The 24014-nt window shown below is 46.7% G+C and carries 23 protein-coding genes and 1 tRNA gene; 21 read left to right on the top strand and 3 right to left on the bottom strand.

The window, feature by feature from the left end:
- The 17 genes from tuf to C7N83_RS14135 all read left to right on the top strand — a co-directional run bounded on the left by tuf (position 1) and on the right by C7N83_RS14135 (position 18417).
- Positions 1-1185 (top strand): elongation factor Tu, encoded by a 1185-nt coding sequence (tuf, locus tag C7N83_RS02850; RefSeq protein WP_096294484.1) that lies wholly within the window; start codon positions 1-3, stop codon positions 1183-1185.
- Between the two features lie 8 nt (positions 1186-1193).
- Positions 1194-1269, top strand: a tRNA-Trp gene (locus C7N83_RS02845).
- Between the two features lie 141 nt (positions 1270-1410).
- Entirely contained in the window at positions 1411-1674 is a 264-nt protein-coding gene (gene secE, locus C7N83_RS02840; RefSeq protein WP_106740493.1) for a preprotein translocase subunit SecE, read from the top strand.
- A gap of 1 nt (position 1675) precedes the next feature.
- Positions 1676-2209, top strand: coding sequence for a transcription termination/antitermination protein NusG (gene nusG / locus C7N83_RS02835; protein WP_106740490.1), 534 nt, complete (start codon positions 1676-1678; stop codon positions 2207-2209).
- Between the two features lie 106 nt (positions 2210-2315).
- Positions 2316-2747, top strand: a complete 432-nt coding sequence (rplK, locus tag C7N83_RS02830) for a 50S ribosomal protein L11 (protein WP_106740488.1) — start codon at positions 2316-2318, stop codon at positions 2745-2747.
- A complete protein-coding gene (gene rplA, locus C7N83_RS02825; RefSeq protein WP_106740487.1) occupies positions 2747-3442 on the top strand; it encodes a 50S ribosomal protein L1 in 696 nt (231 codons plus the stop codon). Before rplK ends, rplA begins: the two co-directional genes overlap by 1 nt.
- 221 nt (positions 3443-3663) lie before the next feature.
- Positions 3664-4164, top strand: coding sequence for a 50S ribosomal protein L10 (gene rplJ, locus C7N83_RS02815; RefSeq protein ID WP_106740485.1), 501 nt, complete (start codon positions 3664-3666; stop codon positions 4162-4164).
- A gap of 57 nt (positions 4165-4221) precedes the next feature.
- Positions 4222-4593 (top strand): 50S ribosomal protein L7/L12, encoded by a 372-nt coding sequence (rplL, locus tag C7N83_RS02810; RefSeq protein WP_106740483.1) that lies wholly within the window; start codon positions 4222-4224, stop codon positions 4591-4593.
- A 197-nt stretch (positions 4594-4790) separates the two neighbouring features.
- The gene (gene rpoB / locus C7N83_RS02805; RefSeq protein ID WP_106740482.1) at positions 4791-8969 is read left to right on the top strand and encodes a DNA-directed RNA polymerase subunit beta; all 4179 of its coding nucleotides are present in this window, start codon (positions 4791-4793) and stop codon (positions 8967-8969) included.
- A 168-nt stretch (positions 8970-9137) separates the two neighbouring features.
- On the top strand, positions 9138-13313 hold the full coding sequence (gene rpoC, locus C7N83_RS02800) for a DNA-directed RNA polymerase subunit beta' (protein WP_106740480.1): 4176 nt from the start codon (positions 9138-9140) through the stop codon (positions 13311-13313).
- Between the two features lie 203 nt (positions 13314-13516).
- Positions 13517-13996: an HvfX family Cu-binding RiPP maturation protein gene (locus C7N83_RS02795; RefSeq protein WP_106740479.1), complete on the top strand. Its 480-nt coding sequence runs from the start codon at positions 13517-13519 to the stop codon at positions 13994-13996.
- Positions 13997-14120: 124 nt separating this feature from the next.
- Positions 14121-14432, top strand: coding sequence for an HvfA family oxazolone/thioamide-modified RiPP metallophore (locus tag C7N83_RS02790; protein ID WP_106740477.1), 312 nt, complete (start codon positions 14121-14123; stop codon positions 14430-14432).
- A gap of 204 nt (positions 14433-14636) precedes the next feature.
- Positions 14637-15476: an MbnB/TglH/ChrH family RiPP precursor modification enzyme gene (locus C7N83_RS02785; protein WP_170064777.1), complete on the top strand. Its 840-nt coding sequence runs from the start codon at positions 14637-14639 to the stop codon at positions 15474-15476.
- Positions 15466-16185, top strand: a complete 720-nt coding sequence (locus C7N83_RS02780; RefSeq protein WP_106740474.1) for an HvfC/BufC family peptide modification chaperone — start codon at positions 15466-15468, stop codon at positions 16183-16185. Before C7N83_RS02785 ends, C7N83_RS02780 begins: the two co-directional genes overlap by 11 nt.
- A gap of 114 nt (positions 16186-16299) precedes the next feature.
- Positions 16300-16881: a sigma-70 family RNA polymerase sigma factor gene (locus tag C7N83_RS02775; RefSeq protein ID WP_106740473.1), complete on the top strand. Its 582-nt coding sequence runs from the start codon at positions 16300-16302 to the stop codon at positions 16879-16881.
- Entirely contained in the window at positions 16881-17129 is a 249-nt protein-coding gene (locus C7N83_RS02770; protein ID WP_245911100.1) for a zf-HC2 domain-containing protein, read from the top strand. Before C7N83_RS02775 ends, C7N83_RS02770 begins: the two co-directional genes overlap by 1 nt.
- Before the next feature lie 631 nt (positions 17130-17760).
- Positions 17761-18417 (top strand): DNA methyltransferase family protein, encoded by a 657-nt coding sequence (locus C7N83_RS14135; RefSeq protein ID WP_146135076.1) that lies wholly within the window; start codon positions 17761-17763, stop codon positions 18415-18417.
- A gap of 171 nt (positions 18418-18588) precedes the next feature.
- Here C7N83_RS14135 and C7N83_RS15130 read toward each other — a convergent pair whose 3' ends face one another.
- Both C7N83_RS15130 and C7N83_RS02750 read right to left on the bottom strand, forming a co-directional pair.
- A complete protein-coding gene (locus C7N83_RS15130) occupies positions 18589-18768 on the bottom strand; it encodes a hypothetical protein (protein WP_211296562.1) in 180 nt (59 codons plus the stop codon).
- Between the two features lie 89 nt (positions 18769-18857).
- Entirely contained in the window at positions 18858-19394 is a 537-nt protein-coding gene (locus tag C7N83_RS02750) for a hypothetical protein (protein ID WP_211296561.1), read from the bottom strand.
- Positions 19395-19736: 342 nt separating this feature from the next.
- Between C7N83_RS02750 and rpsL the strand changes: the two genes are divergently transcribed.
- From rpsL to C7N83_RS14500, 4 genes are all read left to right on the top strand, one after another.
- Positions 19737-20108, top strand: a complete 372-nt coding sequence (rpsL, locus tag C7N83_RS02745) for a 30S ribosomal protein S12 (protein WP_002218431.1) — start codon at positions 19737-19739, stop codon at positions 20106-20108.
- Between the two features lie 118 nt (positions 20109-20226).
- A complete protein-coding gene (gene rpsG / locus C7N83_RS02740) occupies positions 20227-20697 on the top strand; it encodes a 30S ribosomal protein S7 (RefSeq protein ID WP_106740466.1) in 471 nt (156 codons plus the stop codon).
- Positions 20698-20715: 18 nt separating this feature from the next.
- Positions 20716-22821, top strand: a complete 2106-nt coding sequence (fusA, locus tag C7N83_RS02735; RefSeq protein WP_106740464.1) for an elongation factor G — start codon at positions 20716-20718, stop codon at positions 22819-22821.
- Between the two features lie 151 nt (positions 22822-22972).
- Positions 22973-23128, top strand: a complete 156-nt coding sequence (locus tag C7N83_RS14500; RefSeq protein WP_170064776.1) for a hypothetical protein — start codon at positions 22973-22975, stop codon at positions 23126-23128.
- Between the two features lie 571 nt (positions 23129-23699).
- On the opposite strand, the gene C7N83_RS02730 is transcribed toward C7N83_RS14500, so the two are convergent.
- Complete coding sequence (locus C7N83_RS02730; RefSeq protein ID WP_106740463.1) at positions 23700-23936, bottom strand: hypothetical protein; 237 nt, start codon at positions 23934-23936, stop codon at positions 23700-23702.
- Positions 23937-24014 lie beyond the last annotated feature (78 nt).

The raw sequence follows: 24014 nt of genomic DNA, 5'->3' as shown, positions 1-24014 counted from the left end.
ATGGCTAAGGAAAAATTCGAACGTAGCAAACCGCACGTAAACGTTGGCACCATCGGTCACGTTGACCATGGTAAAACCACGCTGACTGCTGCGTTGACTACTATTTTGGCTAAAAAATTCGGTGGTGCTGCGAAAGCTTACGACCAAATCGACAACGCACCGGAAGAAAAAGCCCGCGGTATTACCATTAACACTTCTCACGTAGAATACGAAACCGAAACCCGTCACTACGCTCACGTAGACTGTCCGGGTCACGCTGACTATGTGAAAAACATGATTACCGGCGCCGCACAAATGGACGGCGCGATTTTGGTGGTATCTGCTGCCGACGGTCCTATGCCGCAAACCCGTGAGCATATCTTGTTGGGCCGCCAAGTAGGCGTACCATATATCTTGGTGTTCATGAACAAATGCGATATGGTTGACGATGAAGAGTTGTTGGAATTGGTTGAAATGGAAATCCGTGACTTGTTGTCAAGCTATGACTTCCCGGGTGACGACTGTCCGATCATCCAAGGTTCTGCATTGAAAGCTTTGGAAGGCGATGCTGCTTACGAAGCGAAAATCTTTGAATTGGCTGACGCATTGGACAGCTACATTCCAACTCCGGAACGCGCCGTTGACAAACCATTCTTGTTGCCAATCGAAGACGTATTCTCGATCTCCGGTCGTGGTACGGTAGTAACCGGTCGCGTAGAGCGCGGTATCATCCACGTAGGTGATGAAATCGAAATTGTTGGTTTGAAAGACACTGCGAAAACTACTTGTACCGGTGTGGAAATGTTCCGTAAATTGCTGGATGAAGGTCAAGCAGGTGACAACGTAGGCGTATTGCTGCGTGGTACCAAACGTGAAGAAGTTGAGCGCGGTCAAGTATTGGCCAAACCAGGCTCAATCACTCCGCATACCAAATTCAAAGCAGAAGTATACGTATTGAGCAAAGAAGAAGGTGGTCGTCATACGCCATTCTTCGCTAACTACCGCCCACAATTCTACTTCCGTACAACTGACGTTACCGGTGCGGTAACTTTGGAAGAAGGCGTAGAAATGGTAATGCCTGGTGAAAACGTAGCCATCACTGTAGAACTGATTGCCCCAATCGCGATGGAAGAAGGCTTGCGTTTTGCGATCCGTGAAGGTGGCCGTACCGTAGGTGCCGGTGTTGTATCTTCTATTATTGCTTAAGTTTTAGAAGGCCAGTAGCTCAATTGGTAGAGTATCGGTCTCCAAAACCGAGGGTTGGGGGTTCGAGACCCTCCTGGCCTGCCAAATCAAAAATTAACCGGCCTTAGTGCCGGTTAATTTTTCTATTTTATTTCTATAATGGATTTATTTTTAACCATTGCATCACTATAAAAGTATGATTTTATATTGTTTGTCATTATAAATGCTATGGAAAGTGAGTTTGAAATGGCTGATCGTATGCCTGAAAATAAAGCGGAAAAGATTGCCGAATCGGGTAGTAACGTATTCTCTCCGCAACGTGAAGGTTTATTCGCTTATTTTCGGAGTTCTTGGTTGGAATTCAAGAAAGTAGTTTGGCCGGCTCGTGATGATGCGGTCAAAATGACCGCATTCGTGATTATTTTTGTAGCAATTCTAGCTGCGTTTATTTATGCAGTAGATACAGCAGTTTCATGGTTATTTTTTGATTTGTTATTGAAGAGGGGATAAAATGTCAAAACGTTGGTATGTGGTGCAGGCTTATTCCGGCTTTGAAAAAAATGTTCAAAAAACATTGAAAGAGCGTATTGCCCGTGAGGGTATGGAAGAGTATTTTGGCCAAGTTTTGGTTCCAGTTGAGGAGGTGGTCGATATCAAAAATGGCCGTCGTACGATTAGTGAACGCAAATTTTATCCCGGTTATGTTTTGATTGAAATGGAAATGACTGATGATTCATGGCATTTGGTAAAAAGTACGCCACGCGTATCCGGTTTTATTGGCGGTACCGCCAACCGGCCATTGCCAATTTCTCAGCGTGAAGCTGATGTTATTATGCAACAGGTTCGTACTGGTGTTGAAAAACCAAAACCAAAAGTTGAATTTGAAGTGGGTCAACCGGTTCGTGTAAATGACGGTCCCTTTGCTGACTTTAACGGCATGGTGGATGAAGTCAATTATGAGCGCAATAAGCTGCGTGTCTCCGTACAGATTTTTGGTCGTGAAACACCTGTCGAGCTGGAATTCGGTCAGGTTGAAAAGATTTAATCAAATTAATGTCTTGAATTAAAATACATTAGGTTTTATAATAAAAAATTCGTTTTTGGGAAGCGGAATGGTTCCGCGTTATACCCGTCTTTTAGGAGTCCTTTAAGTGGCAAAGAAAATTGTAGGCTACATTAAACTGCAAATTGGTGCAGGTAAGGCCAACCCATCCCCTCCAGTTGGTCCGGCATTGGGTCAACGTGGTTTGAACATTATGGAATTCTGTAAAGCATTTAATGCTGCAACCCAAAGTATGGAACCTGGCTTGCCAATTCCTGTTGTGATTACTGCATTTGCAGACAAATCATTCACATTTGTGATGAAAACACCTCCAGCTTCTATCTTATTGAAGAAAGCTGCCGGCCTGCAAAAAGGTAGTGCAAATCCATTGACTAATAAAGTGGGTAAAGTAACTCGTACTCAGTTGGAAGAAATCGCGAAAACCAAAGAGCCTGATTTAACAGCTTCTGATTTGGATGCAGCGGTACGTACTATTGCTGGTTCAGCCCGTTCAATGGGCTTGGATGTGGAGGGTGTATAATGGCTAAAGTTTCTAAACGCTTGAAAGCTTTGCGCTCTTCTGTTGAAGCAAACAAATTGTATGCGATTGATGAAGCGATTGCTTTGGTAAAAAATGCCGCAACTGCCAAATTTGATGAGTCAGTTGATGTGTCATTCAACTTGGGTGTAGATCCTCGTAAATCCGACCAAGTGATTCGCGGTTCAGTAGTATTGCCTAAAGGCACAGGTAAAACCACTCGTGTGGCTGTATTTGCTCAAGGCGCCAATGCTGAAGCAGCTAAAGAAGCGGGTGCAGATGTAGTCGGTTTCGATGATTTGGCTGCTGAAATTAAAGGCGGTAACTTGAACTTTGACGTTGTGATTGCTTCTCCGGATGCAATGCGCATCGTAGGTCAATTAGGCACTATTTTAGGTCCGCGTGGTTTGATGCCTAACCCTAAAGTCGGTACTGTGACTCCTAATGTGGCTGAAGCCGTGAAAAACGCCAAAGCCGGTCAAGTGCAATATCGTACTGATAAAGCAGGTATCGTGCATGCTACCATCGGTCGTGCTTCATTTGTCGAAGCTGATTTGAAAGAAAACTTTGACGCATTGCTGGATGCTATCGTTAAAGCAAAACCTGCTGCTGCCAAAGGTCAATACTTACGTAAAGTTGCCGTTTCCAGCACAATGGGTTTGGGTGTTCGCGTAGATACTTCTAGCGTGAACAACTAAGAATTTTCAGGCGGCCTTTTTAGGCTGCCTGGATTTGGGCTACTTAAAATATTAAGTAGATGTCCAAGACCGTAGGGATCGTAAGATTTAATCATTATTGCCCTACGCAGACGGTAGTCCTGAAACAAATTACAAGAAAGCTTGTTAAGATGTCTTTTTAGGTTACCGCGCTGGTGGAATACTGATGAAGTATTCTGTTGATAAACAGTAGGAGGTAGACCTTGAGTCTCAATATTGAAGCCAAGAAAGTAGCTGTTGAAGAGATTAGTGTAGCAATTGCTAACGCTCAAACTCTGGTGGTTGCAGAATATCGCGGTATCAGTGTTGCCAGCATGACCGAGCTGCGTGCAAATGCACGTAAAGAAGGTGTATATTTACGTGTTCTGAAAAATACTTTAGCTCGTCGCGCAGTAGAAGGAACTTCATTTGCAGATTTGGCAGATCACATGGTAGGTCCGCTGGTTTACGCTGCTTCTGAAGATGCTGTGGCTGCTGCAAAAGTGCTGCATCAATTCGCGAAAAAAGATGAAAAAATCGTTATTAAGGCCGGTTCTTATAATGGTGACGTAATGGACGCTGCTCAAGTGAGCGAGTTGGCTTCTATTCCTAGCCGTGAAGAATTGTTGTCTAAACTGTTGTATGTTATGCAGGCGCCTGTTGCTGGTTTCGCACGCGGTTTGGCTGCATTGGCTGAGAAAAAAGCTAGCGAAGAAGCTGCTTAATCGATTTTGTTTCATCTGAAATTTAATTTTTAATACAATATTTGGAGTTTAAATAGCATGGCTATTACTAAAGAAGACATTTTGGAAGCCGTTGGTTCTTTAACCGTTATGGAATTAAACGAATTGGTTAAAGCTTTTGAAGAAAAATTCGGCGTTTCTGCTGCTGCCGTTGCTGTTGCCGGTCCTGCTGGGGCTGGTACCGCTGCTGCTGAAGAAAAAACTGAGTTTGACGTTGTTTTGGCTTCTGCCGGTGATCAAAAAGTTGGCGTGATTAAAGTTGTTCGTGCTATCACTGGTTTGGGTTTGAAAGAAGCTAAAGACATCGTTGACGGCGCGCCCAAAACACTGAAAGAAGGTATTTCTAAAGCTGAAGCTGAAGACATCCAAAAACAATTGGAAGACGCCGGCGCCAAAGTCGAAATCAAATAATTATTTGATACTTTCAGTCAAGGCTGGCAGATATCTGCCAGCCTTATTTTGCATTTTAATTATATAGAAAATAATTATTTGCATTTATTTGCATTTATAATTCGAAATAAATATAAATAAATGTAAATAATATCACAAAATAGTCGTCCGCCTTTTTCAGACGGCATTTCTATTCAAAGCCACCCTTCGGAGTGTATATGAACTATTCGTTTACCGAGAAAAAACGTATCCGTAAGAGTTTTGCCAAACGAGAGAACGTATTGGAAGTTCCTTTTTTGCTTGCAACTCAAATTGATTCTTATGCAAAATTTTTGCAATTAGAAAATGCTTTCGCCCAACGCACCGATGATGGTCTGCAAGCCGCGTTTAATTCTATTTTTCCAATTGTCAGTCACAATGGTTATGCGCGTTTGGAATTTGTCCATTACACCTTAGGCGATCCGCTGTTTGATATCTCTGAATGCCAATTGCGCGGCATTACTTATGCCGCTCCTTTGCGTGCACGCATCCGTTTGGTAATTTTGGATAAAGAAGCTTCTAAGCCGACGGTAAAAGAAGTGCGCGAAAACGAAGTATATATGGGTGAAATCCCGTTGATGACACCAAGTGGCTCTTTTGTCATCAATGGTACCGAACGTGTCATTGTTTCCCAATTACACCGTTCTCCGGGTGTTTTCTTTGAGCATGACCGTGGTAAAACCCATTCTTCGGGCAAATTGTTGTTCTCTGCCCGTATTATTCCTTACCGTGGTTCATGGTTGGATTTTGAATTCGATCCGAAAGATTTGCTGTATTTCCGTATTGACCGCCGCCGTAAAATGCCGGTAACGATTTTGTTGAAAGCTTTGGGATACAACAATGAACAGATTTTGGATACCTTCTATGACAAAGAAACCTTCTTCTTGTCAAAAGGCGGGGTGCAGACTGAACTGATTCCAGCCCGTTTGAAAGGTGAAACAGCCAAAACCGATATCGTTGATGCCGACGGTAATGTCTTGGTAGCCAAAGGTAAACGCATAACGGCTAAGAATATCCGTGATATTGCCAATTCCGGTTTGACCCGCTTGGACGTTGATCCTGAGATTTTATTGGGTAAAGTCTTAGCTGTCGATTTGATTGTGCCAGATACCGGCGAGGTATTAGCTGTTGCAAATGATGAAATTACAGAAGAATTGCTGGCGAAACTGGATATTCACGGTATCGAACAAATGACCACTCTGTACATCAATGAATTGGATCAAGGCGGTTATATTTCCAGCACCTTGAGCACTGATGAAACAGCCGACCAACAAGCTGCCCGTGTGGCGATTTACCGCATGATGCGTCCAGGCGAGCCGCCTACCGAAGAAGCCGTTGAAATGCTTTTTAACCGCTTGTTTTTCAGCGAAGATAGCTATGATTTGTCTCGTGTAGGCCGTATGAAATTCAATACCCGTACTTACGAGCAAAAATTGTCTGAAACGCAGCAAGGATCTTGGTATGGCCGTTTGTTGAACGAAACCTTTGCCGGTGCGGCTGAAAAAGGCGATTACGTACTGAGCATTGAAGATATTGTGGCTTCAATTGCGACCTTGGTTGAATTGCGTAACGGCCATGGCGAAGTGGACGATATTGACCACTTGGGCAATCGTCGCGTGCGTTCTGTCGGGGAATTGGCAGAAAACCAATTCCGCAGCGGCTTGGCACGTGTTGAGCGCGCCGTGAAGGAGCGTTTGAACCAAGCAGAGTCTGAAAACTTGATGCCGCATGACTTGATTAATGCCAAACCGGTTTCTGCTGCGATTAAAGAATTTTTCGGCTCGAGTCAATTGAGCCAATTTATGGACCAAACCAACCCATTGTCTGAAGTAACACACAAACGCCGTGTTTCTGCTTTGGGGCCGGGTGGTTTGACCCGCGAGCGTGCCGGCTTTGAGGTGCGTGACGTACATCCGACTCACTATGGTCGCGTATGTCCGATTGAGACACCTGAAGGTCCGAATATTGGTTTGATTAACTCGCTGTCTGTTTACGCACGCACCAATGATTATGGCTTCTTGGAAACGCCATACCGTCGTGTGATTGACGGCAAAGTAACGACTGAAATTGACTATCTGTCAGCTATCGAAGAAGGCCGCTATGTGATTGCGCAGGCCAATGCCGAATTGGATGCAGAAAGCAAGTTGACCGGCGATTTGGTTACTTGTCGTGAAAAAGGCGAAACCATCATGGCTACGCCTGACCGCGTGCAATACATGGACGTGGCAACCGGTCAAGTAGTGTCGGTAGCGGCTTCCCTGATTCCGTTCTTGGAACACGATGATGCTAACCGTGCATTGATGGGTGCCAACATGCAACGTCAAGCTGTGCCTTGCCTGCGCCCTGAAAAGCCGATGGTCGGTACCGGCATCGAACGCTCGGTAGCCATTGACTCGGCAACTGCTATTGTTGCCCGTCGAGGCGGCGTGGTGGAATATGTGGATGCCAACCGTGTGGTGATTCGTGTGCATGATGATGAAGCGACTGCCGGCGAAGTCGGTGTTGACATCTACAATTTGGTGAAATTTACCCGTTCCAACCAGTCAACCAACATCAACCAACGTCCGGCCGTGAAAGCAGGAGACGTATTGCAACGTGGCGACTTGGTGGCCGACGGTGCTTCTACTGATTTGGGTGAGTTGGCGCTGGGTCAAAACATGACCATTGCGTTCATGCCTTGGAACGGCTACAACTACGAAGACTCGATTTTGTTGTCTGAAAAAGTGGCTGCGGATGACCGTTACACCTCGATTCACATTGAAGAATTGAACGTAGTAGCGCGTGACACCAAATTAGGTGCAGAAGATATTACCCGCGATATTCCGAATTTGTCGGAGCGCATGCAAAACCGCTTGGACGACTCAGGTATCGTTTATATTGGTGCAGAAGTGGAAGCCGGTGACGTATTGGTGGGTAAAGTGACTCCTAAAGGCGAAACCCAATTGACGCCTGAAGAAAAACTGCTGCGTGCGATTTTCGGTGAAAAAGCCTCGGATGTAAAAGATACTTCATTGCGTATGCCGACCGGTATGAGCGGCACCGTGATTGACGTGCAAGTGTTTACCCGTGAAGGTATCCAACGCGACAAACGTGCCCAGTCGATTATCGATTCCGAGCTGAAACGCTACCGCCAAGACTTGAGCGACCAACTGCGTATTTTCGATAACGATGCTTTCGACCGCATCGAGCGCATGATTGTTAGCCAAAAAGCCAACGGTGGTCCGATGAAATTGGCTAAAGGCAGCGAAATTACTGCAGAATACTTGGCTTCTGTCACCAGCAAACACGATTGGTTCGACATCCGTTTGGCTGATGAAGATTTGGCCAAACAGTTGGAACTGATTAAACTGAGCCTGCAACAAAAACGCGAAGAAGCGGACGAGTTGTATGAAGTGAAGAAGAAAAAGCTGACTCAAGGCGACGAATTGCAGCCGGGCGTGCAAAAAATGGTGAAAGTATTTATCGCCATCAAACGCCGTCTGCAAGCCGGTGACAAAATGGCCGGCCGCCACGGTAACAAAGGTGTGGTATCGCGCATTCTGCCGGTGGAAGACATGCCTTACATGGCAGACGGCCGTCCTGTAGACATCGTGTTGAATCCATTGGGTGTACCATCACGTATGAACATCGGTCAGATTTTGGAAGTCCACTTGGGTTGGGCGGCAAAAGGTATTGGCGAACGCATAGACCGCATGCTCAAAGAACAGCGTAAAGCCAGCGAATTGCGCGAATTCTTGAATAAGTTGTATAACAACAGTGGCAAACAAGAAGATCTTGACAGCTTGAGTGATGATGAAATCATCGAATTGGCGTCTAACTTGCGCAAAGGTGCTTCTTTTGCTTCTCCGGTATTTGATGGCGCCAAAGAGTCTGAAATCCGCGATATGTTGAACTTGGCTTATCCAAGCGATGATCCTGAAGTGGAAAAGCTAGGTTTTAACGACACCAAAACCCAAATTACCCTTTACGATGGCCGTTCAGGCGAAGCCTTTGACCGCCGCGTGACCGTGGGGGTGATGCACTACTTGAAATTGCACCACTTGGTTGACGAGAAAATGCACGCCCGTTCTACAGGCCCTTATAGCTTGGTGACCCAACAGCCGTTGGGCGGTAAAGCGCAGTTCGGCGGACAACGTTTCGGTGAGATGGAGGTTTGGGCACTGGAAGCTTACGGTGCCGCTTACACGCTGCAAGAAATGTTGACCGTGAAGTCCGATGATGTGACAGGCCGTACCAAAATGTATGAAAATATTGTCAAAGGCGAACACAAAATTGACGCCGGTATGCCTGAATCCTTCAACGTATTGGTCAAAGAGATTCGCTCATTGGGCTTGGATATTGATTTGGAACGTTACTAAACGACATTTTCAGACGGCCTTTTTTATGATTAACAGGCCGTCTGTTAAAGAACACAACGCTTTGAACGGATATAACAAAAAATGTTTAAAGGCCGTCTGAAAAGCTATGCCGTTCTATCCAAATCTTTATCCGCCAAGCGGTAAAAATACTTCCTTCAAGGAGCAAAAATGAATTTGTTAAACTTATTTAATCCGTTACAAACAGCGGGTATGGAAGAAGAGTTTGATGCCATTAAAATCGGCATTGCTTCCCCGGATACCATCCGTTCTTGGTCTTACGGTGAAGTGAAAAAACCGGAAACCATCAACTACCGTACCTTCAAGCCTGAACGCGACGGTTTGTTTTGTGCCAAGATTTTCGGCCCGGTAAAAGACTACGAATGTTTGTGCGGTAAATACAAACGCCTGAAATTTAAAGGCGTAACCTGTGAAAAATGTGGCGTGGAAGTGACGCTATCTAAAGTGCGCCGCGAACGCATGGGCCATATCGAGCTGGCTGCGCCGGTTGCCCATATTTGGTTTTTGAAATCGCTGCCGTCACGTTTAGGCATGGTATTGGATATGACCCTACGTGACATTGAGCGTGTATTGTACTTTGAAGCATTTGTGGTAACCGACCCGGGCATGACCCCGCTGCAACGCCGCCAATTATTGACCGAAGACGATTACTACAACAAATTGGACGAATACGGTGACGATTTCGATGCCAAGATGGGTGCCGAAGGTATCCGCGAATTGCTGCGGTCATTGGATGTAGCAGGTGAAATCGGTGTGTTGCGTCAAGAATTGGAATCGACCAGTTCGGACACCAAAATCAAAAAGATCGCCAAACGTTTGAAAGTATTGGAAGCATTTCACCGCTCAGGCATGAAGCTCGAGTGGATGATTATGGATGTGCTGCCGGTTCTGCCGCCTGATTTACGTCCGTTGGTACCTTTGGATGGCGGACGTTTTGCCACTTCCGATTTGAACGATTTGTACCGCCGTGTGATTAACCGTAATAACCGTCTGAAACGTTTGTTGGATTTGAGCGCACCAGACATCATCGTGCGTAACGAAAAACGCATGTTGCAAGAAGCAATAGACAGCCTGTTGGATAACGGCCGTCGCGGTAAAGCTATGACCGGTGCCAACAAGCGCCCGTTGAAATCATTGGCCGACATGATTAAAGGTAAAGGCGGCCGTTTCCGCCAAAACCTGCTGGGTAAGCGTGTGGACTATTCAGGCCGTTCGGTGATTACCGTGGGCCCTTATCTGCGTCTGCATCAATGTGGTTTGCCGAAGAAAATGGCATTGGAGTTGTTCAAACCGTTCATTTTCCACAAATTGGAAAAACAAGGTTTGGCGGCCACAGTTAAAGCTGCTAAAAAATTGGTTGAACAAGAAGTGCCGGAAGTATGGGACATCTTAGAAGAAGTCATCCGCGAACATCCAATCATGCTGAACCGTGCACCAACATTGCACCGTTTGGGTATTCAAGCATTTGAGCCGATTTTGATTGAAGGCAAAGCGATTCAGTTGCATCCGTTGGTGTGTGCCGCGTTTAACGCCGATTTTGACGGCGACCAAATGGCCGTCCACGTTCCATTGAGCTTGGAAGCACAAATGGAAGCGCGCACTTTAATGTTGGCTTCCAACAACGTCTTATCTCCGGCCAACGGCGAACCGATTATCGTACCTTCTCAAGATATCGTATTGGGTCTGTACTACATGACCCGTGACCGCATCAATGCCAAAGGAGAAGGTAGCCTGTTTGCCGACGTGAAAGAAGTACACCGCGCCTACCACACCAAACAAGTGGAGCTGGGTACCAAAATCACCGTCCGCCTGCGTGAATGGATGAAAAACGAAAACAGTGAATTGGAACCGGTGGTTAACCGCTACGAAACCACCGTAGGCCGCGCCTTGTTGAGCGAAATTCTGCCTAAAGGCCTGCCGTTTGAGTACATTAACAAAGCATTGAAGAAAAAAGAAATTTCCAAGCTGATTAATGCATCTTTCCGTTTATGCGGTTTGCGTGACACGGTCATTTTTGCCGACCATTTGATGTATACCGGTTTTGCTTATGCCGCCAAAGGAGGTATCTCAATTGCGGTCGACGATATGGAAATTCCAAAGGAAAAAGCCGTATTGTTGGAGGAGGCTCAAGCCGAAGTGAAGGAAATCGAGGACCAATACCGTCAAGGTTTGGTGACCAACGGCGAACGTTACAACAAAGTGGTCGATATTTGGGGTCGTGCCGGTGACCGCATCGCCAAAGCGATGATGGATAACCTGTCTACCCAAAAAGTCATTGACCGCGAAGGTAAAGAAGTGGATCAAGAGTCTTTTAACTCCATCTACATGATGGCTGACTCCGGGGCTCGTGGTTCGGCAGCGCAGATTAAACAGCTTTCCGGTATGCGCGGCCTGATGGCCAAACCGGACGGATCAATCATCGAAACGCCGATTACATCCAACTTTCGCGAAGGCTTGACCGTATTGCAATACTTTATTGCGACCCACGGTGCGCGTAAAGGTCTGGCCGATACCGCCTTGAAAACCGCCAACTCCGGTTACTTGACCCGCCGCTTGGTTGATGTGACTCAAGACTTGGTGGTGGTAGAAGACGATTGTGGTACTTCAGACGGCTTTGTGATGAAAGCCGTGGTACAAGGCGGTGACGTGATTGAAGCCTTGCGCGACCGTATTTTAGGGCGTGTGACTGCTTCTGATGTCGTTGATCCATCTAGTGGAGAAACACTGGTAGAAGCCGGTACCCTGTTGAACGAGAAACTGGTCGATCTGATTGATCACTCTGGTGTTGATGAAGTTAAAGTACGTACCCCGATTACCTGTAAAACCCGCCACGGCTTGTGTGCACAATGTTACGGGCGTGACCTGGCACGCGGTAAGCTGGTAAACGCAGGCGAGGCGGTTGGTGTGATTGCCGCTCAATCAATTGGCGAACCAGGTACCCAGTTGACCATGCGTACCTTCCATATCGGTGGTGCCGCGTCCCGAGCAGCTGCCGCCAGCCAAGTGGAAGCCAAATCCAACGGTACGGCACGTTTCAGCAGTCAAATGCGCTATGTTGCCAACAATAAAGGTGAATTGGTGGTCATCGGCCGTTCTTGCGAAGTAGTCATTCACGACGATATCGGTCGCGAGCGCGAACGTCATAAAGTGCCTTACGGCGCCATCTTGCTGGTGCAAGACGGTGAAGCCGTTAAAGCCGGTCAGACCTTGGCGACTTGGGATCCGCACACCCGTCCGATGATTACCGAACACGCCGGTTTGGTGAGATTCGAAAATATCGAAGAAGGCGTAACCGTTGCCAAGCAAACCGACGATGTGACCGGTTTGTCTACTTTGGTCGTGATTGACGGTAAACGCCGTTCTGCGGGTACGTCTAAATTGTTGCGCCCGACAGTGAAACTGTTGGATGAAAACGGTTTGGAAATCTGCATTCCGGGTACTTCAACTCCCGTATCAATGGCTTTCCCGGTTGGTGCAGTGATTACTGTACGCGAAGGTCAGGAAATTGGTAAGGGTGACGTATTGGCGCGTATCCCGCAGGCTTCGTCTAAAACCCGCGACATTACCGGCGGTCTGCCGCGTGTAGCTGAATTGTTTGAAGCGCGTATTCCGAAAGATGCCGGGATGCTGGCTGAAATCACCGGTACCGTATCGTTCGGTAAGGAAACAAAAGGCAAACAACGTCTGATTATCACCGACGTTGACGGCGTGGCTTATGAAACTCTGATTTCCAAAGAGAAACAGATTCTGGTACACGACGGCCAAGTGGTAAACCGTGGAGAAACCATCGTTGACGGCGCGGTTGATCCGCATGACATTTTGCGTCTGCAAGGTATCGAAGCATTGGCACGGTACATTGTGCAAGAAGTACAAGAAGTTTACCGCCTGCAAGGTGTAAAGATTTCCGACAAACACATCGAAGTCATCATCCGCCAAATGCTGCGCCGCGTGAACATTGCCGACTCGGGCGAAACCGGTTTCATCACCGGCGAACAGGTTGAGCGCGGCGACGTGATGTTGGCCAACGAAAAAGCTATCGCAGAAGGTAAAGAACCGGCACGCTTCGAAAACGTGTTGTTGGGTATTACTAAAGCTTCGTTGTCAACCGACAGTTTCATCTCTGCCGCATCTTTCCAAGAAACCACGCGCGTACTGACTGAAGCTGCGATTATGGGTAAACAGGACGAACTGCGTGGCTTGAAAGAAAACGTAATTGTAGGCCGTCTGATTCCGGCAGGTACCGGCTTGACCTACCACCGCAGCCGCCGTAATGAGTGGACGGAGCAGAATGAAGCCGGGAAAATCAGTGAAGAGTTGCCCGAATAAACCCGTTGTGTACTTGAAAAAAGCCGCCGGTTGTTTTCAGCCGGCGGTTTTTCAGGCAGGCACTTTAAGTAGCCTTATAATTTCAATTTTATAAAATTTTAATATAAAACAATAAGATATAAATTTATTAAAAAATCGGTATAAGAATCGGAAGAGATGTCCGTCTAACAGGTTACAGAGTCAATAAAAGGAACGAGTACAACATGGCAAACGAAACCCAATTACATCCATCCCAATCTGTAAGCAGCAGTTTTTTGTACACGTCGGGCAAAGATGCTTCCTTGTTCACCCTACGCCTGTTTGCTGCTTATGAGTTTTTCGAGGCCGGACTGGAAAAATGGAACGGGCAAAACTGGTTTGCGGATTTGCAGGATGCTTTTCCTTTCCCGTTCAATCTGATACCTGCCGACCTGAATTGGTCGTTGGCGACAGGTTTTGAACTGGTGGCGCCGATATTGCTGGTGTTGGGGCTGTTCGGGCGTTATGCTGCATTTTCGTTGCTGGTTTTGACTGCTGTAGCTTGGTATGCCGTGCATGCGGAAAATGGGTACAATGTGTGTGACAATGGCTATAAAATGGCTTTGATTTATTGTTTGGTGCTGCTGTGCGTTGTGTTGCAGGGTTCCGGAAGATGGTCGGCCGATTTCTGGCTAAAACGCAGATTGCCCCGAATTTTTGTGTGATATCGTCTCGAAAATAAAAATAGCAAGGTGGGTTGACTGCCGGGTTGTTTTTCAGTGATGGAAGGCATGTTTTCTGTCTTTTATTTAATTTAAATGTATTTATATTTATATCGGAGTTCAAACTATGAAAAAATCATCATCTTTGGTTGCCTTGGCAAGTGTTTTAGCTTTGGCAGGTACTGCAGCTTATGCGCAAACCCAAACTGCTTCGAAAGCCGCCAAAGCCAAAACTGAACAGGTTCAAAAAGCCAAAGAAGGCGCTTGCGGCGAAGGCAAATGTGGTGCGGTAACCAAACGTAGTAAGGCCAAAGAAGGTGCTTGCGGTGAAGGCAAGTGCGGTGCGGCAACCAAACCCAGCAAAGCCAAAGAAGGTGCTTGCGGTGAAGGCAAGTGTGGCGCTGTTAAAAAACCGGTTAGTGGCAAAAAAACCAAATAAGCAGGCGGTTCGAGGGTTGCTGCGTTGGCATGCAGCAACCCTTGTCTGAGACTTGCTTACCCAAAACAGCCCGGCAGCGTTGCAAATTATAAAGAGCGCAGTTTGCCGGAGTCTTTAAAGTGTCAAGATGTGGCTTGGTTCTGCCGGCTTGGTTTGGGAAGTAGGTTTGTTTGACCGTATTGAAAGGAATAGTGTATGGGTACGATACTTCAAGGTGCGGGTTTAGGTTACAAGCGCGATCTGGCAGAAAACTTTCTCAGTTTGGATAAGGAAAAAAGCGCCATCAGTTTTATTGAAGTGGCACCTGAAAACTGGATACGCATGGGTGGCGCCGCGCGCAAGCAGTTTGATGAGGTAGCCGAGCGTTTCCCGATTGCTTGTCATGGTTTGTCACTGTCATTGGGTGGGCGTGATCCTTTGCAGGAAGATTTTTTGCATGAAGTGAAAGCCTTTATGCGCCGCTATAAAATCGATTTTTTTTCAGAACATTTGAGCTATTGCAGCCATTTCGGACATCTTTATGATCTGCTGCCGCTTATGTTTAATGAAGAGACCATTCTGAATACTGCCGCACGCATCCGGCGCACACAGGAAATTTTGGAAATGCGCATCGCGATTGAGAATACCTCATCCTATTTGCTGTCGCCGAATAATGAAATGACGGAAGTTGCATTTCTGAATGCAGTTGCCCACGAAGCAGATTGCGATATCCATCTTGATATCAACAATATTTATGTCAACGCCGTGAATCACGGCCAAACCGAGGGTCGTGCTTTTATCGATCAAACCGACTTGGGCCGTGTGGTGTATATGCACATGGCAGGACACGATAAAGGCGAAGATATTCTGATTGATACGCATGCAGAAGCCGTGTGCGGCGATGTGTGGGATTTATTCGCCTACGCCTGTACTAAATTTGTCAATCCGCCGCCGTGTTTGTTGGAGCGCGACAGCAATTTTCCGCCGTTTGCCCAATTGGAGGCCGAAGTAGCGCGCATTGCACAGATGCAGCAAACACTGAGAAAGCAAAACCATGCAGCCTGATACAAAATGGGATGCAGAGCGGTTCCAATTCGGCTTGGCTGCCACAGTAGGCAATCCTGAATCTGCTGTGCCTGAAGGTTTGGATGGCAGAGGCGTCTCCGTATACCGCCGCTTGGTGCATAATAACATTGCTTCATTTTTGAACCGCTGCTTCAGCGAAAGCATAGGTTTTGCAGATGAAGCAACGTGGCAGAACCTGTGCAACCGTTTTCTTAGCGAAGGCAAGCCTGAATCACCTTATTTCAAAGACATTCCTGAGCAATTTTTGCAGTTTATCTTATCGCTTTCAGACAGGCCTTTGCCGCTGAACGTACTGGCTATGATGGAATTTGAAGCCGACTTGCTGCATGCCGAAACAACGTTGCGTGAAAATGTGGCGAGGCAGGATATTAATGATGACAGCTTGCTCACTTGGGCGCAAGGCGGCCGTTTGAAACCATACTCGGTAGATTTCGTCAGCAGCCATCTGGCGCGTTTCGAAGTAGGGCAGCCTAATGTGCTTACTTGGCGCAATGCGGATGATGAAACCTGTTATCAGGCCATAGGTGAGATTGATGTGTTGCTGCTGCAACATTTTCAAGAGCAAAACGACAGCATCGGCAATTTACTTGCCTTTTTGAGCGAGCTGACCGGCAACCGCGATGCCGAACCTTTGCTGCGCGCCCGGATAGCACACTGGTTGGGTGAAAACGTATTAGTGCCGGTTTGAAAGCAGTAAAAGCAAGCCGTTTTGGCATGGGCAGTGCTTTGCCGGTGCAACCGGTAGCCTGAACACAATACTCACTTTGAAAAAGAAACCGGCAGGGTTCCCCGCAAATAAAAAATGATAAAAACCGACGAATTCAGTAGCAAAATTGCCGTATTACGGCCTGCCATGATCAAATTTGCACGCATGCAGCTGCGTGACGACAGTCTGTCTGAAGATATGGTGCAAGAAGCCTTGTCGGTTGCAGTCGGCAAACAAGGGCAATATCGGGAAGACGCCTCGCTCAGCACTTGGGTGATGAGTATTCTCAAAAACAAAATCATTGATTATTACCGCAGCCATCGCGAGCTGGTGAGCCTTGATGACAGCGAACAAGCTATCCGTATTGACAGCTGCTACCAAGCCGGTTTCGATGAGAGTGGACACTGGCATGAAGCATCGTCACCAGTGGAATGGCAGGGCAACCCTACCGAAGATAATCTGGAACGTCGGGAATTCTTCCAAACCCTACAAACATGCCTTGGTGATCTGCCTGAAAACACCGCCCGCATTTTTTACTTGCGTGAAATCATGGGCATGGAAGTCGATGAAATCTGCCGCGATTTCGATATCACCCCAAACAACTGCTACGCCATTTTGCACCGCGCCCGTAACGGATTGCGCGACTGCCTACAACACAATTGGTTTGGAGCCGCCTGATGAAAAAGTACAACAATTCGAGCAACAAACATCCGTTTCATCCGCCGTACAAACCATTCGGGCACTCACTGATGATCCAGTGCAAAGAGGCCTGCGCGCTTTATTCGGAAAGCCAAGACCGCAAGCTCGACTGGAAAGAGCGTATGGCTTTGTATATCCATTTGACTTATTGTCCGCATTGCCGAAAATACAGTCGCCAGCTGCGCAAAATCCGTGAAATGATGCAGCAATGGCAAGAGCCGGGTTAGATTTGAAAATGTCAGTCTGAAAACTTTTCAGACTGACATTGTAGGAAATAGCGCCGGTTGCTGAAGCAGAAGGTGAGAATGCTACCGAATAAGCTGTTGCTTTAAGGCCGGTATAGACAAAACCGCAAGTCTTTCAACTTGCGGTTTTTTTTTGTTGGGTTTCAGACGGCCTTTTATGGGGTTGAGGCTGTCTGAAACAGAGGTAAAGTGGGCATTCTTGCCCACCTTGAGACAAGTGCAAGAATGGCGGGCAAGGATGTTCATCCTACACATGATGCCGTCTGAAAATAATTGGATTCAGACGGCATTCAATACGGCATCAAATGCTGCATTTTCTCACTTTTACCCGCCATAAATATGATATGATTTTATATCTGTTCAGGCTGTCTAAATACCATTCAGATAACAGGTCTGAAATATTAAAACCCCTTTATCTTTTAATAACTCATGATTAAAATGCCTGCCTGCCTGCCTGCCTGCCTGCCTAGGCTGAATTTCGGCCGTCGTTTTCAGACGGCCTTATCCCCATTTTCATTATCCCTATTTCCATTCCAAACAGCCCGACTGTCATGCCGTCTGAACACACGGTTATGGCGTTCGGGCTGTTTGTCTGCCTGTGCGGAGGTGTGCCGTGCAGGTTAAATCCAAAGAACGCGTGGCCAAACACGGCGAAGTGTTTACCAATCCGCGCGAAGTCAATGCCATGCTCGATTTGGTGCAGAGCCAAATCGAAGACATGGACAAAACCTTTCTCGAACCCGCCTGCGGCAACGGCAATTTCTTAGCCGAAATCCTGCGCCGCCGCATGGTGCTGCTCAACCAAAAATACCGCAACAGCCCGTTTGAATACGAAATGAAAACCGTGCAGGCCGTGTGCAGCTTGTACGGTATCGAACTGCTGCCCGACAACGCCGCCGAATGCCGCGAACGGTTGGTGCACACGGTAACAGACCTGTATCTGCCGAAACACAAATCTGTCGGACACTTCCCAAAAATCGAAAAAGTCATCCGCCATGTGTTGCAGCGTAATATCGTTTGCGGCGATGCGCTCAATTACTGCGATGAAGCAGGCGAACCGATTGTGCTGACGCAATGGCAGTTTGTCGCCAACGGGCGCGGCAAGGTCAAGCCGATATTGTTTGAACTGGAAACCGCCGTTGAAACCACCGGCGGCGGAGGCACGCAGGGCTATTTGTTCGGCGACCACGGCGAACCGGCGCGGATTGTGCCGCACAACCACGAATTACCGATGACCCATTATTTGGAGCTGGCCGATGAACCCGTATAACCACAATCCCGAAAAGACGCAGCAGGCGAGCATTCGATTGCCACCGTTTTCGACCATTCAGACAACTATATACGGCATAACCGGCGAACGTACGGTTACGCCGCTTGGGGCGGCTGACTGTATCTACAAAAGATGCCGTCTGAACATGAGTTTCAGACGGCATTTTGGGGTTTATTCCATCGCTTTGACTTTGCTTTCGATAAAGTCGATTTCGTGTTGGTCTGATGATTTCGGCGATTTGTTTAAACAGGCCGTAAAGCGGTTCTTCGCCCCATTTGGCCAAATAATAATCGCGGTAGGTATAGAGCAGGTTTTCGCGTGCCAACAATAAGGAATCGCCGTTCCATTCAAAACCGTAGCCGGATTTGTAGGCTTCCAGCATCAGCCGCTGCCATTCGGCTTTGTCGCTGATTTCGGCATTGATGCGTTGCAGCTTGCGGTCAATAAAGCCGACACGTTCGGATAGCGGTATGATTTTGCTGGTTTCCATATCGTAACGGCTCGCCATAGTAAGGTGCTTCGCCGCAGGTGATTTCCAGCCATTTGCGTCGGACGTAGGTTTCGATGTCGTCGTTTTGGTAGTCGCGGTCAAGCACGTCATTTTGTTGCTTGACGATATGGGTGGGGGTGAATACTTCGGCTTTGGTTTTAGTGCGCTGTTTTTGCTGTTCGGCGGTTTTTAAGGCGCGCGGCATGATGAGTTTGCCGTAATCGCCGGTGATGAGTTCGGGTAAAATTTGTGCGGTGGCGGCATAGGCTGTTTCGCCGTATTCAAGATAATTGTCGTTTGCCCAGATGATGTTGCGCGTTTTGCGGGTGGTCGATGTGGTGCGGTCAATCAGCAGGATATTCAGAATTTCAGGGAACTGCTCGCGGATTTCGTTTTCGGAAATATCGGCACAGCCCATGCTGATGCGCTCTTCCGCGTTATCGGGCAGGTCGTGGGGCAGGATTTCGAGCGCAATGGCAGTCTGCATAAGGCTTTGGGGTAATTGGGAATGAATGATGATAGATTAATCGAATTTAAGGGAGAGAGCAAGATGCATGTTTATGGAAAAAGTCTGTATCTGTTTCAGACGGCCTTCGCTGTAAAAAAGGCTGTCTGAAACAAAGCTGTCAAACAAATCCGCCATAATTGCGAATCCACAGAGTAGCGGAATAGTATTTTCAGACGGCCTGATGTCATATTAACGTGTAAAAATATTGCAAAATAAAAGTTTAGCGCGACAGACACTTGACTACACCCTTGTCAAAAAACTATAATTCCGCTCTTGTCGACATGGTGTCGGTAAGTATTTAACTCAACAGGACGAGAAAATATGCCAACTATTAACCAATTGGTACGCAAAGGCCGTCAAAAGCCCGTGTACGTAAACAAAGTGCCTGCACTGGAAGCCTGCCCGCAAAAACGCGGCGTGTGCACCCGTGTATATACCACTACTCCTAAAAAACCTAACTCTGCATTGCGTAAAGTATGTAAAGTCCGCCTGACCAACGGTTTCGAGGTGATTTCATACATCGGTGGTGAAGGCCACAACCTGCAAGAACACAGCGTGGTACTGATTCGTGGCGGTCGTGTAAAAGACTTGCCGGGTGTACGTTACCACACCGTACGCGGTTCTTTGGATACCGCCGGTGTCAAAGACCGTAAACAAGCCCGTTCTAAATACGGTGCTAAGCGTCCTAAATAATTATTGGGGCTTACAATAGGCACGTCGGCCGCCTAAGCTGAATAACGGCCGAGTAAGTGAATGCTCATTTGGGTATTCATGGGAATTGACCCGACTGAATAGATTAAAGGAAATTAAAATGCCACGACGTAGAGAAGTCCCCAAGCGCGACGTATTGCCGGATCCTAAATTCGGTAGCGTTGAGCTGACCAAATTCATGAACGTATTGATGATCGACGGTAAAAAATCGGTTGCTGAACGCATCGTTTACGGTGCTTTGGCGCAAATCGAGAAAAAAACCGGCAAAGTCGCCATTGAAGTATTTAACGAAGCTATTGCCAATGCCAAACCTATCGTGGAAGTGAAAAGCCGTCGTGTAGGTGGTGCAAACTACCAAGTTCCTGTTGAGGTTCGTCCTTCACGCCGCTTGGCTTTGGCAATGCGCTGGGTGCGCGATGCCGCCCGTAAACGTGGTGAGAAATCAATGGACCTGCGTTTGGCAGGCGAGTTGATCGACGCTTTTGAAGGCCGCGGCGGTGCGTTGAAAAAACGTGAAGAAGTACACCGTATGGCTGAAGCGAACAAAGCGTTCTCTCACTTCCGTTTCTAATTTTGAAAGGCTATTGAAATGGCTCGCAAGACCCCGATTAGCTTGTACCGTAACATTGGTATTTCTGCCCACATTGACGCAGGTAAAACCACTACTACCGAACGTATTTTATTCTACACTGGTCTGACCCACAAAATTGGTGAAGTGCATGATGGTGCTGCTACTACCGACTGGATGGAACAAGAGCAAGAACGAGGTATTACCATTACTTCTGCTGCCGTAACTGCATACTGGAAAGGTATGGGTGGTCAGTTTAAAGAACACCGCTTCAACATTATCGATACCCCGGGACACGTGGACTTTACCGTAGAAGTAGAGCGTTCTATGCGTGTATTGGATGGTGCTGTAATGGTTTACTGTGCGGTAGGTGGTGTACAGCCTCAGTCTGAAACTGTATGGCGTCAGGCTAACAAATACAAAGTGCCTCGTTTGGCATTTGTAAATAAAATGGACCGGCAAGGTGCCAACTTCTTCCGCGTGGTTGAACAAATGAAAACCCGCCTGCGCGCAAACCCAGTACCAGTAGTGATACCGGTTGGTGCGGAAGACGGTTTTGAAGGCGTGGTTGACCTGCTGAAAATGAAAGCTATTATTTGGAACGAAGCCGACAAAGGCGCAACTTTCGAATACGGCGGCATTCCTGCTGATTTGGTTGATATCGCTGAGGAATGGCGCGGTAATATGGTTGAAGCCGCTGCCGAAGCTTCTGAAGAATTGATGGACAAATACCTGGAAGGAGGCGAGCTGACTGAAGAAGAAATCGTTGCTGCTTTGCGTCAACGTACTTTGGCGGGCGAAATCCAACCGGTATTATGTGGTTCTGCATTTAAAAATAAAGGTGTCCAACGTATGTTGGATGCGGTTGTCGAATTCCTGCCGGCCCCTACCGACATTCCACCGGTACAAGGTGTAAAACCTAACACTGAAGAAGCCGACAGCCGTGAAGCCAGTGACGACGCTCCGTTCTCAGCTTTGGCGTTCAAAATGATGAACGACAAATACGTGGGTAACTTGACCTTTATCCGTGTTTACTCTGGTGTTCTGAAATCAGGTGACAGCGTGATTAACTCTGTTAAAGGTACTCGCGAACGCATCGGTCGTTTGGTACAAATGACTGCCAATGACCGTGACGAAATCGAAGAAGTACGCGCCGGCGATATCGCTGCAGCGATCGGTTTGAAAGACGTGACTACCGGTGAAACTTTGGCTGCTGAAAATGCCCCAATTATTTTGGAACGCATGGAATTCCCAGAGCCTGTAATCCACGTTGCCGTTGAGCCGAAAACCAAAGCCGACCAAGAGAAAATGGGCATCGCCCTGAACCGTCTGGCGAAAGAAGACCCTTCATTCCGTGTACGCACCGATGAAGAATCAGGCCAAACCATTATTTCCGGTATGGGTGAACTGCACTTGGAAATTATTGTGGACCGTATGAAACGTGAGTTTGCTGTAGATGCCAACATTGGTGCGCCTCAAGTAGCTTACCGCGAAACTATCCGCAAAGAAGTGGAATCTGAATACAAACACGCCAAGCAATCCGGTGGTAAAGGTCAATACGGTCACGTTGTGATTAAATTGGAACCTATGGAGCCAGGTGGTGAAGGCTACGAATTTATCGACGAAATTAAAGGCGGTGTGATTCCTCGCGAATTCATCCCTTCAGTTGATAAAGGTATTCGTGATACCTTGCCTAACGGTGTGGTAGCAGGCTTCCCTGTGGTAGATGTCCGCGTACGTTTGGTATTCGGTTCTTCCCACGATGTCGACTCATCTCAACTGGCATTTGAATTGGCTGCTTCCCAGGCCTTTAAAGAAGGTATGCGTCGTGCTTCTCCGGCATTGCTGGAGCCAATCATGGCTGTTGAAGTGGAGACCCCTGAAGAATACATGGGTGACGTAATGGGCGATTTGAACCGTCGTCGCGGTATCGTATTGGGTATGGATGATGACGGTATCGGCGGCAAAAAAGTCCGTGCCGAGGTTCCTCTGGCAGAAATGTTCGGTTACTCAACCGACCTGCGCTCTGCGACCCAAGGCCGTGCCACTTACTCTATGGAGTTCAAAAAGTATGCCGAAGCTCCTGCAAACGTAGCTGCTGCTGTAACTGAAGCACGTAAAGGCTGATCCAGCCTTTCAGACGGCATGATATGATTTATGCCGTCTGAAAAGAATCAAACCGGATTTTCCAGTGATGGGGAATCCGGTTTTTTGTTTGTTAATAACTATAAAAATTACTATAATCCGAAGACATATTAATTGCAATAAGGAGTTGAGAATGAAATATCTGAGCTGTGGTGAAAATATTTATGAGATTGATGAGAAGTTATTTATCGAGAACTGGATGAAAGATCAGCATTTTCGCTATGCAAAAGACTCAACAGTTATTTTTATCCATCAACCCCGTATTAAGAATTTAGTCAACGCAGATTGATTTACTGTTGATTATTGCTGTTGAGAATAAACCTAGACATTTTTTAAAAATGGGAAAACAGAGTTTTCGCAATATAATCATGCCGATTCAGTTTATTCACGGATATGAACATAGTATAGCGCGTGTTAAAGCCATCAGAACCCAGTGAGCCGCATATTTTACCCGACGCTCTTCTTCTGTTAGAAGAAAATCATTTTCCAGATATGTAGCTGCTACTTCCTCTCGCTTCTTCGACTCAAAAAATGTATCAATATCAAAACACATTACTGACCATGCCTCCAATCCTCAACATGACTCGTAGTACAACCCTCTGTATTGACTTTGAGTTGGTTCATCAGAAAGAAGACCTGAAAAATACCAATAAAATTCATCCAGTTGCATTTCTAAAATTACTGGTAAATTACAGCGTATATTCTCTTATTGATAGCTTATTTCATCAAGATTATCATTCTTGTTAATTGAAACCTGTGTGTAAATCTTGCTTACTTTTGTCAAACAGCCATCCACTTCTTGCATCTATTAAGAGCAACATATACAGGAAAGCCTGCTACCACACCGTGAGGAGAAATCATTAAGCCTTTAGATAAACCCCAAATATTAAGCCTTTAGATAAACCCCAAATATTCTCTAAATATTTCTCTGTATCCCACATTAATTCTGACAAAATAGGTTTTAAGTCAATATCAACCAACCCATTAACCATCAATGCATCTGCTACACCAATTTTATCTTGACTAAATTGAACATAACTATCATTATATTCATATAAATAATTCTGATTCAGGATTTGGTAGAGTACTGCAAGCATATCAGCAAGGTTGGTAGTAGTGGATAGGTTGATTATTGTGTATACAACAGAAAAATTCCCTTTGATTTTTCTGAGAAA

The sequence above is a fragment of the Neisseria iguanae genome, from assembly GCF_003013245.1.
Classification (GTDB): Bacteria; Pseudomonadota; Gammaproteobacteria; order Burkholderiales; family Neisseriaceae; genus Neisseria; species Neisseria iguanae.
This window is presented reverse-complemented; position numbering and strand designations above follow the sequence as displayed.